The following is a 13,411-nucleotide window of genomic DNA, read 5'->3' as shown; positions in this document are numbered from 1 at the left end:
AAATTAATGTACGTTTCTAAATCGCCATAGATTTTAGCTGCATTTGGTGCAATTGTGCATAATAGCCTCCTTGCTGAAGTAGTGATTCGTGGGTACCAACTTCCTTGATTTCACCTTGATGCAAAACAATAATTTTATGCGCTTTTTGAATGGTTGAAAGTCTATGCGCAATGACAATGGAAGTTCGTCCTTTCATCATAGTATCTATAGCATTTTGAATCATTTCTTCAGTTTCAGTATCCACGGAAGAAGTGGCTTCATCCAAGATGATGATCTCAGGATTATATACCATGGCTCGTACAAAGGAGATTAATTGACGCTGTCCAACAGAAAGGGTAGCCCCTCGCTCCATGACATTGTAATCCAATCCGCCAGGCAATCGCTCAATGAATTTTTTTGCACCCACGAGTTCAGCGGCCTTCATGACATCTTCTCGGGAGATATCAGGATTACCCAACGTAATATTGTAATAGATGGTGTCAGAAAATAAAAATACGTCCTGAAGCACGACACCTATATGCTTCCGTAGCGTGTTTAACTCGAACTCACGGATATCTTTCGTATCAATTTTAATTGATCCTTTGTTGATTTCATAAAATCGGCTGATCAAATTAATGATACTCGATTTACCAGCACCTGTTGCACCTACAAGCGCTACGGTTTCCCCGTGCTTGACCTCAAAATTGATGTTTTTTAATACCCACTCTTCGTCATTGTAAGCAAACCACACATGCTCTACCTGAATATCTCCTTTGATTTTTTCGGGCTTATGGATTCCTTCATTGGGGATTTGCTCTTCACTTTCTAGCAGTTTGAAGATTCTTGATGAACTTACTACCCCAAGCTGGAGCGTATTGTATCGATCGGCAATCATTCGGATGGGTCGGAAAAACAGCTGCAGGTACATGATGAAAGAAATCAATACACCGACTTTGATATCTGCATCAAATACACCGGTGGCACCGTACCAAACTACGAGGCCTATGCCAATTGCTTGTATGATTTCTGCCACTGGAAAATAAATAGAATAATACAATACAGACTTTACGTGGGCTTTTCTATGCTCTCTGTTGATTTCTTTAAATTTCTCATATTCCCGCTGCTCCCGATTGAATATCTGTACGATGTTCATTCCCGTGATATGCTCTTGCAAAAATGAATTGAGGTTGGAGACAGCATTCCGAACCTCATTGAAAGCAACTTTGATTTTTTCTTTGAAAATGTAGGTGGAAATAATTAAGAGGGGAAGAGTACACAATGATACCAGCGTAAGTCTCCAGTCTATGTAAAACATGACTGCTAGAATAGTAATCAACTGAAGTAGATCCCCAATGATAGCCGCTAAACCCTCCGAAAAAACATCAGCCAGTGTTTCGATGTCTGAAATATTTCTTGTGACCAGACGTCCAATTGGTGTGTTATCAAAAAATTTCAAGCGCATTTTTAACAAATGCCTATAGAGTTTGATTCGAATGTCTTTGATAATCACTTGCCCGATCCAGCCGGAAAGGTAGGTGTGTGCAAACTGAACAATCGCTTGTAAAATCAAAAGGCCTATCAATAAGTAAATGATTCGAACCAATCCTCCACTATCCCCTACGGCCACATAATCATCAATGGCAACTTGTATAAAATAAGGTCTTGTAGGTGCTAAAACTGCCAGGCCTATGGTCAGGAATACCAATATATAAAACTGCGTTTTGTACGGATGTACAAAGCGATATAGCTTTTTTAAAACGTCGGTGTCTATGATCTCACCACTTTTGACATTCTCTTTTTCGAGGCTCAAAACTGTTATTGTTAAATGAAAATGGACTCAGGGTATTGCACCCTGCAAAGATATAAGCCTTGGGCAGGTGCCGCAGCCTTGGCTTTTTTCCTGTTTTTTGCTTCAATAATATTTCTGAATTCTTCCAGACTGACTTTACCAGTCCCAACTTCTACCAAGGTCCCTACAATTGCACGGACCATCCCTCTCAAAAACCTATTAGCTGATATGTTAAATAACAATTCGTACCCATTTTGTTCCCATTTGGCTTCAAATAGTTGACATAAAAAAGTATGAACATCTGTATGTACCTTACTAAAGGATTCAAAATCTTTGTATTCCTTTAAAATCGTAGCTGCAGCATTCATTTTTTCTACGTCCAAGGCTTTGTAATACAGCCAATGAGAATCCTTGTAAAAAGGATTTTTTTCTAGGGTTATTTTATAAATGTAGCTCCTGGATATTGCATGGAAGCGGGCATGTGCATCCTTTTTTACAAGACGCAGGTCATGAATAGCGATGGTGGGAGGAAGGATACCATTGATCTTTTTGAGAAATTCTAATTTATCCAATAAGATGGGGCTATCAAACTGTGCAAATTGTTGCGTAGCATGGACTCCTGTATCCGTTCTCCCACTACCCATGATGCTGATGTCTCTTTTCAGTAATGTGCTGAGGCCTTTTTCTAAGACCTCCTGTACTGTCAAAGCATTGTTTTGAAGCTGCCATCCGTGGTAATGCTTACCATCATATGACAATTCAATAAAGTATCGATGCATTTCCTCCATAACTGTGGACAAAGATACTATTCCTAAGCGATTTTGTTATAAGAGAATAGTTTTCCTTCCAAGTGAGAAGTGTTCTTTGATAATTTTTTTGTGATTATCCGCAAATAAGCCAGAGTCAACATAATATCCGAACTATTGCGGATAATGGACCACAGTCAACTGTCCACTGTCAACAGATGCTTGAAAGCATAATGAATCTATTCATTTGTTTAGCTACTGGAATAAAAGCGGATAATCATAATTTTTTTAATTCAGAATCTTTATGTACCGTGGATGGTAGGTAACTTGCTCATTAAAGTATAAGGGGTTTTACACTTTCAAACACCTCCAGTAAAGAGTTTGAAAGCAATTAAACTACTGCCAGGATTGCGGATATTCATATTATCCTTTTTCTTTGTCAAAATTTTACTTCATCATGATACAAAGAATTCAAACAGTTTTCCTGTTTTTGGTAGCAATTTCCATGATTTTGGTTGTTGTATTTCCATTATGGCAACAGGTTAACATTGCTCAAACGGAATTAGCATCCATGGATGCGTGGAAGTTTACTGTTAAGGTAATAGAAACAGAAGAACAACTGCAGACGAAGAGTACATTTTACATTGGTATTTTGGCTTTGATAGTTGCTGGATTAGCCATTTTCAGTGCACTACAATTTAAAAATAGAAGCAAGCAAATGTTGCTCAATATGATTAATTCTTTGTTGATGGCGGTGATGCTGGGACTAGTCGTGTATACAACTTACTCGTTTAATACTGAGTTTAACCCGCAAGCAAATGGCGCGTTTGTTTTAGGTTTTTGGGCAATTATCGGGGGGATGATTATGAACTTATTAGCCAATCGATTTATCAGGAAAGATGAAATGCTTGTTCGATCTGTGGATCGAATCCGATAAAATCAACTTCCAAGCCGGCGATAAACGTCGGCTTTTTTTATCTTAGAGAAAATTATTGACCATGAATATCGAAACCATAGCCATCCATGCAGGAAATATCGTGACAGATAGCCATCAGCCTGCCGTCATGCCGATTACCTTATCCACCACTTTTCTGCATCAAGAGGAATCCTTGATATATTCAAGAGCCAATAATCCCAACAGGATGGCTCTGGAACAGGTATTGAGGCAACTTGAGTATGGGAAAGATGCTGCTGCTTTTTCTTCAGGGAATGCCGCAGGAATGGCTGTGTTTCAATCATTGGAACCGGGTTCACATGTGATTGCTCCAGATGACATGTACCATGGATTGAGAAATCAGCTGATTCATTTATTCAGAGGGGTATTATCTGTATCCTTTGTGGATATGGCAAATCTTGATGCGGTGGCAGCTGCATTTAGGCAAGAAACAGCATTGGTATGGATAGAAACCCCTTCCAACCCTCTCTTAAAGATTGCATCTATTCAGAGCATTGCCCAACTGGCAAAGGGACATGCATGCAGAGTTGTATGTGACAATACCTTTGCTACGCCGGTTTTTCAAAATCCCTTGACCTTGGGGGCCGATATCGTTATGCACTCCACGACCAAGTATTTGGGAGGGCATTCGGATATTTTGGGAGGTGCATTAGTGACAAAAGAGCAGGATGAATTTTGGACCAAAGTCCGAATGGTTCAGCATACAGGCGGGGCTGTTCCATCTCCTTTTGATTGCTATTATTTATGTAGAAGTATCAAAACTTTACCCTATCGAATGAAAGGCCATGCCGCCAATGGGCGAGCAATTGCTGCATTTCTTGATCAACACCCCCAAGTTGAACAAGTGTATTTTCCGGGCTTGGCCTCGCATGTAGGAAATGATATTGCTGCTGCTCAAATGAAGGACTTTGGTGGGATGCTGTCATTTTTGATTTCTGGCGACGCAAGTACTGCAGATAATTTTATTTCCAAGTTACGCTACTTTACCAATGCTACCAGCTTGGGCGGAGTAGAAAGTCTAATTGAACGCAGGGCTGCTTCGGAAGGTCCTGATACGCAAACACCAGAGAACTTAATACGTGTATCTGTGGGATTGGAATCTTTAGAGGATTTGATTAAAGATTTGAGTCAAGCCTTTTAACTCAAAAAGGCCCAAAAAGGGCCTTTTTACTCGATACTTAATTGGGTTGATTGTTAATTGGGTGACTACAAGCAACTTTCTTTCATAAAGTATTTCTATGCAAATAAATACAGAATATTGAATTACAAAAATTTAAATTGACTTTTTTTAAAATTTACAGGCTTTTTTTGATGTATGGTGTGTCGGTTAGATGGATTTATCCCGCCCAGCCTTCTCTGTCCAAACTTCTATATTGAATAGCTTCTGCCAAATGCTCTACTTTAATAGCTTCTGAGCCTGCCAAATCAGCAATTGTCCGAGACACTTTTAGTATCCTATCATAAGCTCTAGCTGAAAGCCCCAAACGTTCCATAGCTGTCTTGAGGAGTACTTTCCCTGCCTCATTGATTTGACATACTTCTTTGACCATGTGTGAGGGCATCATGGCATTACAGAAAATTTCTGGATTTTCCTTGAACCGCTCTTGCTGAATTTCCCGACCCTTTACTACACGCTCGCGGATGTTGTTGCTCGCTTCTGTTTTGCGCGTGGAGGTCATTTCATCAAATTTTACCGGTGTCACCTCTACGTGTAAGTCAATCCGATCCAACAATGGACCGCTTACTTTGTTGAGGTAACGCTGTACAATGCCAGGTCCGCAAACACATTCTTTTTCAGGGTGGTTGTAGTAGCCGCAGGGGCAGGGGTTCATGCTTGCTATCAGCATAAAGTTGGCGGGGTAATCTACCGACACCTTGGCTCGGGAGATGGTTACTTTTCGTTCTTCCAGAGGTTGACGCATGACCTCTAGTACCGTGCGTTTGAATTCAGGCAATTCATCCAAAAACAAGACTCCATTATGTGATAGGGATATTTCACCTGGCTGGGGATTTCCTCCCCCTCCAACCAAAGCGACGTCACTAATCGTATGATGAGGACTTCTAAAGGGCCTTTGCGCGATCAAAGATGCATGCTTTCCCAACTTTCCTGCCACAGAATGAATTTTGGTGGTTTCCAATGCCTCTTGTAAGGAAAGTGGGGGTAAGATGGAAGGTAATCGCTTAGCCAACATGGTTTTACCAGCTCCAGGAGGCCCAATCATAATCACGTTATGCCCACCCGCTGCTGCTATTTCCATGGCTCGCTTGATGTTTTCTTGACCCTGTACATCAGCAAAGTCAAATTCATATCGTTCGAGCGAATTGTAAAAAATATCTCTGGTATCAGTGACTAATGGAGTGATCTCTAATTGCCCTTCCAGAAAATCGATGGCTTCCCGCAAATTTTGTACACCGATAATATCCAAATTATTCACAATGGAAGCTTCAGATGCATTTTCCTCTGGCAAGATAAAGCCTTTAAAACCACGTTTCCTTGCTTCAATGGCTATAGGAAGTACCCCTTTGACAGGTCTCAAAATCCCATCCAAGGAAAGCTCACCCATGATGACATACTGTTCCAATTCAGGAAAGGTAACTTGTTCGGAAGCTTTTAAAATCCCGAGCGCTATGGGCAAATCGTAGGAAGAACCTTCCTTTCGGATATCAGCGGGGGCTAAATTGACTACCATCTTTTGTCTTGGCATTCGATACCCAAAATACTTCAAGGCGGATTCCACCCGCTGTTGACTCTCCTTGACGGCACTATCGGGGAGGCCAACCATAAAAAAACCTGTTCCCTGCCCCACATTCACCTCTATAGTGATGAGTTTGGCATCTACACCTGATACAGCACTTCCAAAAGTTTTTGCGACCATAGCTTTTGAATTGATTGAATAAAAAAGGAATCCCTTCGGATTCCCCTAAAATTAATCAAATGCGATTTATTTTTATAGTTTATTTGAAATTTTGTCGAGGCTTAATTCCTGTATTTTCCTTTTCTCCCTCTTTTTCCTCCAGTTTTCGTTCAATGTTTTTCAACTTTACTCCTTGTTCTAAGTCATACAATTTCGCTTTCAGCTCATTCTTTTCAGCTTCTTTTTTGGATAATTCACTTTCAGTTGAGTTCTGGACAAGCACTGAAGTACCCCAAGCCCCCAAAAATAAAATACTAATAAAGAGTATGAAATTTACTACAAGACCGCTACTGATTTCTTCGATTCCTAAGATACCCTTGGTTGTATTGAAGCTTAGGAAAAATACCAAACTGATCCCTAATAATAAGGCAGTCAGCAGGTGCATAATTTTATTAAATTGTTTCATAAAGCAATTGTTTGGGCGTTTGTATTCCGTAAGTTACTAAACTGATTGGATATTCGAAAGTTGCTGGTATAGTCCTTCTGTTTGTGATAATTGTTCATGGGTGCCTCGTTGGACAATCCGTCCCTGTTGAATCACTAAAATCTCATCTGCATGTTGGATCGTGCTCAATCGATGCGCAATAACTAAGGTAGTTCGATTGGCCATAAGTTTGGTCAATGCCTCCTGGACTAATTTTTCTGAATTAGAATCCAAAGCGGACGTGGCTTCATCCAAGATTAATATGGGTGGGTTTTTTAATACCGCCCGTGCAATACTCAATCGCTGCCGTTGACCGCCGGAGAGTTTGCTGCCCCGTTCACCGATGTTGGTCTCGTAGCCATTTTCTAAGTGCACAATAAACTCATGTGCATTGGCAATTTGTGCAGCTTCTATGACTTTTTCTCGAGAGATCCCCTCAAGGCCAAATGCAATGTTGTTGAACACGGTGTCATTGAATAAAATAGATTCTTGGGTAACTATTCCCATTAGTTTCCTGAGATAGTCAATGTCAATTTGCTGTAAGGGAACACCATCTAGCGTTATCGTTCCATTACTTGGGTCATAGAATCGTGGTACTAAATCTGCTATGGTAGATTTTCCCCCTCCCGAAGGACCTACCAAGGCAATGGTTTTTCCTTTGCTCAACGTAAAATTGATGTCGGAAAGGACTTCCTCTTTTTCGTATTTGAAGCTTACTTTTTGGAATTGTAAAGACTCATGGAAGTCGGTAATTATTTGTGGACTTTTGCTATTTTGAATAGCACTTGGGGTATCTACCACTTCAAAAATCCGAACAGCTGAAGCCAATCCTCGCTGAATGCTAGACGCAGCTTTGGAGATTTCCTTGGCAGGATTCAATACCTGGGTGAAGATGATAATGTAGGTGATAAAATCGGAAGCATTCAGTTCAGAAGTATTGGATAGTACCAAACTACCCCCATACACCAATATCCCGGCTACCACAGATACTCCCAAAAATTGGGAAATAGGGGAGGCCAATTCGTTTTTCTTAGCCATGGAAACATTGACATCGGAGTAGAAACTAGTTTCCTTATCAAATTTTCCTTGAATATATTTCTGGGCACCAAAGGCTTTGATGACCCGCATACCACCGATGGTCTCATCGAGAATATTGACAATCCTACCGAGGGACTCTTGACTTTCGATGGCTTTTTTGCGAAGTCGCTTGGTAATACCTCCAATGATGGCTCCCGAGATCGGGATGACTAAGATGGTAAAGATGGTCAGTTTGACCGACATCATAAAAAGTACAGAGAAGTAAAGAATGATGGTAGCTGGCTCTTTGAATACCACTTTCAATGACTGCACAATCATATTCTCTACCTCTTGAATGTCATTGGTGATTTTGGACATCAAATCTCCCTTACGTTCGTTGGAGAAAAAGCCAATATGCATCTGCGTAACTTGGGTGAAAATGCCCATCCGCATTTTTTTGATGACCTCCGCCCTGACTTCCGCCAAGACTACCCCTGACAAATAGGTGAAAAGATTAGATAAGAAAACCGATATCACAATGATGATACAGACGTACACCAAGGTTCCAAACTTGCCTGAAGTTTCGGCAGTTTGTAAAAAATGGTAGTTGAATAGGTGGATAAAGTAGTCCAGGGATAAACTAAAACTAGGTTTGTCCAAAAACCGCTCCATGGATGCAGGTTCCACTTGTTCAAAAATCACATCAAAGAGTGGCTTGAGCAAAGTGAAATTCAACAAGCCAAATATGATGGCGAGCAGGGTGTAGACTATGTAAATGGGGAAATATCTTCTGTAAGGCTTAGCATAGGATAAAATCCTGAGGTAAGTATTCATACCAATCAATAGGGGTTAGGCTCGCAAGTTACAAATTTTCTGCAAGCTTACTGTTCCAGCTATTTTCAGAAGAGGTAGTCTTTGCGAACCATGTTGATGCGCAGGGCGAGATTGGTGAAATTGGTTGTAGTGGGGGCGTCCAAATCTTGTGCTGTCTGTCTGCGGTAGGTATGGCTGAAATCCAAGAAGATGTTTTGCTTCCACATATAGGAAGCTGTAAATTGGGCCATGAGGACCTGATTTTCTATTCCCTGACCGATCCGGTGCCCAAAAAGACCTATTCCGGTATTGGTGTTGAGTCTGTTTTTGAGGAGGTCTTTCCCGAAATTCACATCCGAACTTGGGTCATCTCCAAAAAACTGATACATTCCGGTCAGGTTAGTTTGTAGTCTTGGAATGGGCTGATAGCGGAGGATACCAATGGCTTCCCTAAAATTAGCTCCCAAGGGATGGGTCAAAGGAGTGCGATAGTTGGTGAAGGACTGGAAATCAAATTTTTCCTGATAGGTGTATGGACGTGCTTGGTTGTATTCCAGTTGCAGGTCTAGATTATTAATTTTAAAGGCATTGATATACTTATAGCCTGCCTGTAAGCCGTATTTATTTCGTGAAGACTGTCGTCCATCGATGCCAAAAAACTCTCCGAATACAAATTCATCCAAGGCAAATTGCCCATATAGCTGCATGCCTTTAGCAAAATTCCATTTGGCGTCTGTACCCAGCATGATTTTATCAGGCGAACCCAGTTGATGCTCAACCCAGCGATAGAAGATGATGGGATTAAGGTAATTGACACTGAATTGGTTCATCATCACGGACTCAAAGATTCCAATATTCAAACGCTTGCCGATATTGGCGCCTAAACGGTGCATAGCAAACCATTTTTGTGGGTACCGGTCGTCCGTAGGTCTTCCTGCAAAGTCGTAAGTGACATCCGCCGTCATCTGTCCCCAAACATTGGTCAGATTCAGTTTCCAGATATTGGTATTCAGCTTTACAAACATATAAGGATTAGAAAAATCTGATAGGATCATGGATCGGAATCCTTCTCCTACAAAATTTCGGTCATGACCGATTTGTGCCTGTATATGCTTACTGACGTCGAAACTAATATGGCCCATGGCAGAGAAGAACCCGTAGCCTTCCTGATTGTAGCGTTTCCAAAAACCCTCTCCCGGGACAGCACCACTATGTTCGATATAGTCTTTGACCCAAGAGGGGAAAATCACCTGATTGGTGGTCATGTGTGCATAAAAGGCGATTTTCCGGTCAATGCTTCCCCTAAACTCCAATCCTCGGCTGTTTCGTAAGCGGAAGTTATCAAATCCAGGTTCTCTGCCAGCAGCTAAGTGGATAACAGGATTCACATGGATGTCAAAAACATCATCCCGGTAATGATAAAAATCAGATGGCTTTCGGTAAAAATTCTTAAGCAGGGGAGTTTGGGAGTCTGCTGTTTCTTGTGCGACAAATTCCCAGTTATCGTTGGCAAGGTATGCGAGATTGAATCTGTCGGCGGCAGTTTGGATGCTAGGGGATTTGCTGAGAGAGTCCAGGTAAATCCCTACATGATCTCTGCGGTAAGGCTTAAATCCTGTATGGAAGGTAGGGTTGTTGGGTCCATCCAATAGTTCATAACGCTCTACTAGATGGTAGTAATCTCGATTAAAGGGAATGTAAGCTCCTTGGCCAAACACTTGGGTTTGCGTGAAAAGGGCTAGTACCCAAACAAGCAATGATAATTTTTTCATGAATGCTACGCTCTCTGCTTGTAAAGCTAAGAAAAGAATGGGGAAATGTTGAATTCTGATTGTTTGGAAAAAATTTCTAGCTTAGGACATCCGGAATTAAATGGTTTTTGGAACAGACCAATTATTTAGAATATTGGGTTAGGCCAAGCTCATGAGAGCACTGGCAATCGTCGAGCGCATCTTTCCGAGACCGCTTATCTTTCAGTGATGAATTGTTTGAAAGATTGAAATGGTAAAGAAAAAGGTTGTTACAATCAAATTATGTACATAAATTTGTACTAAATAAAATACATAATCATGCTAATAACGACTGTCTCAGATTTCCGAAAGGATATGAAGGCTTACTTGGATAGAGTAGCAAAGAACTTTGAAACTTTGATTATAAATCGAGGTAAAGATTCAGGGATTGTAGTCATGTCATTGGAAGAGTACAATTCACTTATGGCTACTAATCACGAATTATCATCTCGAAAGAATGAATTAAGGTTAGATTCTGCGATTGAAAAATTGAAAAAAGGAGAAACTTTCAGTAATGACTTAATTGAAGTTAAATGAAGTATATTTTTGTCGATGAGTCTTGGGAAGATTATTTGTACTGGCAAAAAACCGACAAGAATAAGCTCAAGAAGATCAATGAACTTTTAAAAGATATTGCTAGAAATCCTTTTGATGGGCTTGGAAAACCTGAGCCTTTGAAACATAAATATGCCGGATTTTGGTCAAGACGGATTGATAGTGAACATAGACTTATTTATCAATATCGAGAGGGAGAGATTTTGATTGCTAAATGCAGGTTTCATTATGACTAGAAAAAATTACTTTACCAAAAACTTACAACACAGAGTAAATTTTAAGAATTTTTTTTGCTAAAAACCTTCTCGTACTCCCTTAATAGAAGGCTTTACTTCTATATCGGGAATGATGCCTACTCGTGGAGTTTCTGTAGTAAATTTTAAAATGCCCCTATATCCAACTCTAGAAAATCCTTGATTTCGGATAACTTGATCAATCTATCAACTTTAATGTTTTTCCAAGTTTCTTTAAAGACCTCCTCCTCTTCATTTTCAAAGGTGTTCTCTCTTTCCAGTTTCTTTTTTGTCATAAAATTGATGCTAATTTCTTTGGCTACCACAGGTCCAAAGCGGTCAGTCTGATCATAGCCGATCAGCTCAAAGTCTCTATTCTGGTATCTAAAGGTAAACTTCTGTGATCCATACCTTCCATGGCTAAAATTGATAGACAAATTCCCTTTTCCAACGGTCACATATAAATCAGGGGCAACATATACTCCCCCATCTTCGCTGTCGGAAGGAAAGCATGTATTGTTCTCTAAAACCACTTCATAGGTTTGCTCTTTCTGGAATAGAATTAGGATGCCTCTTGGATTTCGGTTGAGTGTGCCGCGGTACTCATCTTCGATAAAGAGTTCTTCATCGGAACCTTGGATGATCCATACTCGATCGTCTAGTCCATCTTTGTTCAGGTCTCCTTTGATTTCCTCTAGCAGGACGTAGCCATGAGATAAAAAATCAGTGTAGTTTTCTGATGGTATGACCTGTCCGTATGTGGAGGTGGTCAATACAAAAAGAAGTAGGCTAAGAATGACTTTCATGTTGGTAAATTAATCAAAACCCAAAGATAAGAGGCAAGCCAAACACTACAAAAGCTATCCAAATAAGGTAGTATGGGAGATATTTCACCAAGACCCATCCCACATTGGGAGCTTGGGTAGTGTCCCAAAAGGCAATCCATAGATTTCTCGTGACCAATAGCAGATGTGTGAGCATGAGGAGATTACTTCCCAATACAGCGATTCTATTAGGCGTCCAGCCAAATTCCAGAATTCGGAGACTAATGGCATGCAGGGCCAGTCCGTTGATGATCAGGGTTACTGAAGCCAGGGCAACTAAAGTGAAGAGTTGGAGTTTGCCTGAGGAGTTTTTACTACTTTCTCCGATAGAAAATACGATCAATGCCATCACTCCGATCAAGAGGATGTTGAACAGCAACAAAAATTCACGATCGGTATAGATGCTTTTGGTAGAAAATACCATGGAAATCAGGTAGATGACTAATATTGCAAGGACTAAAGGGCTGAATATCTTGGCAACTATCGGCGATACTTTATTGACCAAACTTGGATTGTGACCTAAGATCAGGGTAGCTAGCAAAGGGATAGAGGGAAGTGCTACAAGTACGATGTTTTGAAAGAAAAAATTCCCGATAGAAAGCCCTATCAATTCGAACAAACCAATTGTGATGCCGGTGGTAAGACCTCCTGCAAGCAACAATACCGTACAAAGGATAACCATATCGCCATTAAGTCTTACATAGTCCAGTCTTTTGTTGAGGTTCCATGGTTCATTTCCAGTAAAACTCCAGCCCAGTAATCCCCAGATCAGCAAAGGAAGATGCAAAGATGCCAAGAGGATCGTGTCCGTCTCTGTGTCCCAAGACCAAGCATTGATGTAAAGGACGGCTAAACCCATAATGCCACTTATCCAAATTGCTGTTCCTTGTTTGAGTTGGTTTTTCCAAGCAAAGAAGGCAATCAGTGCACCCATGGCCAAAAAAGCGCCATTTCTTCCGAAGTAGATGTCTTCCTGTATAGAAAACCAAGAGGGGAGTTTCATTCCAACCCCCAAGATGATAGCGCCTACTAAGAGAAACCAACGCTCCGATGAAGTTCCCCAAGAAATAGATTCAGAATCAGTCTGAAGACGTGCTTGCCAAAATGCCGCCATGGGACTGTCTGTAAGTTCTTCTCGAAGCTGGAAGAATGAGTCTTTGAAACTAGCTGGATTGCTGCGGTAGAGTTTTTCCAAGTTGGCAGGTTCGCCGATGTTGGAGAGGATTTGGTCTTTCATAGCTGGGGAAGGAATTTAGTGCGTTTTGGTAATTGAATAGCTGTCTAGGCATTGGGAAAGTGGATTTCCACTGTATGAATGCATTGGCAGAATTCTATTCCTGTTAGGTTTTCTTTTTCAATTATATTGGAGCA

At 40.8% G+C, this 13,411-nt stretch carries 12 protein-coding genes; 4 read left to right on the top strand and 8 right to left on the bottom strand.

All coding sequences use genetic code 11. The features are described 5' to 3' along the window. Positions 1-16 precede the first annotated feature (16 nt). Both IPZ59_RS01140 and truA read right to left on the bottom strand, forming a co-directional pair. Positions 17-1,789 (bottom strand): ABC transporter ATP-binding protein, encoded by a 1,773-nt coding sequence (locus IPZ59_RS01140; protein WP_236138054.1) that lies wholly within the window; start codon positions 1,787-1,789, stop codon positions 17-19. Between the two features lie 11 nt (positions 1,790-1,800). Further along, positions 1,801-2,547 carry a tRNA pseudouridine(38-40) synthase TruA gene (gene truA, locus IPZ59_RS01135; RefSeq protein WP_317208030.1) on the bottom strand — a complete coding sequence of 249 codons (747 nt, stop codon included), beginning with the start codon at positions 2,545-2,547 and terminating at the stop codon, positions 1,801-1,803. A gap of 424 nt (positions 2,548-2,971) precedes the next feature. Between truA and IPZ59_RS01130 the strand changes: the two genes are divergently transcribed. Both IPZ59_RS01130 and IPZ59_RS01125 read left to right on the top strand, forming a co-directional pair. Then, complete coding sequence (locus IPZ59_RS01130; protein ID WP_236138052.1) at positions 2,972-3,451, top strand: DUF4293 domain-containing protein; 480 nt, start codon at positions 2,972-2,974, stop codon at positions 3,449-3,451. Between the two features lie 61 nt (positions 3,452-3,512). Then, complete coding sequence (locus IPZ59_RS01125) at positions 3,513-4,610, top strand: trans-sulfuration enzyme family protein (RefSeq protein WP_236138051.1); 1,098 nt, start codon at positions 3,513-3,515, stop codon at positions 4,608-4,610. A 196-nt stretch (positions 4,611-4,806) separates the two neighbouring features. Here the strand turns inward: IPZ59_RS01125 and IPZ59_RS01120 are convergent, their stop codons facing one another. The 4 genes from IPZ59_RS01120 to IPZ59_RS01105 all read right to left on the bottom strand — a co-directional run bounded on the left by IPZ59_RS01120 (position 4,807) and on the right by IPZ59_RS01105 (position 10,410). Continuing rightward, the gene (locus IPZ59_RS01120; RefSeq protein ID WP_262912276.1) at positions 4,807-6,360 is read right to left on the bottom strand and encodes a YifB family Mg chelatase-like AAA ATPase; all 1,554 of its coding nucleotides are present in this window, start codon (positions 6,358-6,360) and stop codon (positions 4,807-4,809) included. Positions 6,361-6,424: 64 nt separating this feature from the next. Then, positions 6,425-6,790, bottom strand: coding sequence for a hypothetical protein (locus tag IPZ59_RS01115; RefSeq protein ID WP_236138049.1), 366 nt, complete (start codon positions 6,788-6,790; stop codon positions 6,425-6,427). Between the two features lie 36 nt (positions 6,791-6,826). Continuing rightward, a complete protein-coding gene (locus IPZ59_RS01110; protein WP_236138048.1) occupies positions 6,827-8,659 on the bottom strand; it encodes an ABC transporter ATP-binding protein in 1,833 nt (610 codons plus the stop codon). Between the two features lie 65 nt (positions 8,660-8,724). After that, positions 8,725-10,410, bottom strand: coding sequence for a hypothetical protein (locus IPZ59_RS01105; protein WP_236138047.1), 1,686 nt, complete (start codon positions 10,408-10,410; stop codon positions 8,725-8,727). A 297-nt stretch (positions 10,411-10,707) separates the two neighbouring features. Between IPZ59_RS01105 and IPZ59_RS01100 the strand changes: the two genes are divergently transcribed. Next, positions 10,708-10,965: a type II toxin-antitoxin system Phd/YefM family antitoxin gene (locus IPZ59_RS01100; protein WP_236138046.1), complete on the top strand. Its 258-nt coding sequence runs from the start codon at positions 10,708-10,710 to the stop codon at positions 10,963-10,965. Next, positions 10,962-11,219: a Txe/YoeB family addiction module toxin gene (locus tag IPZ59_RS01095; protein WP_014771086.1), complete on the top strand. Its 258-nt coding sequence runs from the start codon at positions 10,962-10,964 to the stop codon at positions 11,217-11,219. Before IPZ59_RS01100 ends, IPZ59_RS01095 begins: the two co-directional genes overlap by 4 nt. A 143-nt stretch (positions 11,220-11,362) precedes the next feature. On the opposite strand, the gene IPZ59_RS01090 is transcribed toward IPZ59_RS01095, so the two are convergent. Continuing rightward, a complete protein-coding gene (locus IPZ59_RS01090; protein ID WP_236138045.1) occupies positions 11,363-12,022 on the bottom strand; it encodes a hypothetical protein in 660 nt (219 codons plus the stop codon). Positions 12,023-12,035: 13 nt separating this feature from the next. Further along, a complete protein-coding gene (locus tag IPZ59_RS01085) occupies positions 12,036-13,277 on the bottom strand; it encodes a hypothetical protein (RefSeq protein ID WP_236138044.1) in 1,242 nt (413 codons plus the stop codon). Positions 13,278-13,411 lie beyond the last annotated feature (134 nt).

The organism is Mongoliitalea daihaiensis (assembly GCF_021596945.1).
GTDB lineage: Bacteria > Bacteroidota > Bacteroidia > Cytophagales > Cyclobacteriaceae > Mongoliitalea > Mongoliitalea daihaiensis.
Note: the sequence above shows the minus strand (reverse complement) of the source record. Positions and strands in the feature narration are given on the sequence as shown.

Excerpts from the sequence above, each read along its gene's own strand:
- truA (WP_317208030.1), bottom strand. The coding sequence starts at position 2,547 with ATGCATCGATACTTTATTGAATTGTCATATGATGGTAAGCATTACCAC.
- IPZ59_RS01085 (WP_236138044.1), bottom strand. The coding sequence starts at position 13,277 with ATGAAAGACCAAATCCTCTCCAACATCGGCGAACCTGCCAACTTGGAA.
- IPZ59_RS01110 (WP_236138048.1), bottom strand. The coding sequence starts at position 8,659 with ATGAATACTTACCTCAGGATTTTATCCTATGCTAAGCCTTACAGAAGA.
- IPZ59_RS01090 (WP_236138045.1), bottom strand. The coding sequence starts at position 12,022 with ATGAAAGTCATTCTTAGCCTACTTCTTTTTGTATTGACCACCTCCACA.
- IPZ59_RS01100 (WP_236138046.1), top strand. The coding sequence starts at position 10,708 with ATGCTAATAACGACTGTCTCAGATTTCCGAAAGGATATGAAGGCTTAC.
- IPZ59_RS01105 (WP_236138047.1), bottom strand. The coding sequence starts at position 10,410 with ATGAAAAAATTATCATTGCTTGTTTGGGTACTAGCCCTTTTCACGCAA.
- IPZ59_RS01095 (WP_014771086.1), top strand. The coding sequence starts at position 10,962 with ATGAAGTATATTTTTGTCGATGAGTCTTGGGAAGATTATTTGTACTGG.
- IPZ59_RS01115 (WP_236138049.1), bottom strand. The coding sequence starts at position 6,790 with ATGAAACAATTTAATAAAATTATGCACCTGCTGACTGCCTTATTATTA.
- IPZ59_RS01125 (WP_236138051.1), top strand. The coding sequence starts at position 3,513 with ATGAATATCGAAACCATAGCCATCCATGCAGGAAATATCGTGACAGAT.
- IPZ59_RS01130 (WP_236138052.1), top strand. The coding sequence starts at position 2,972 with ATGATACAAAGAATTCAAACAGTTTTCCTGTTTTTGGTAGCAATTTCC.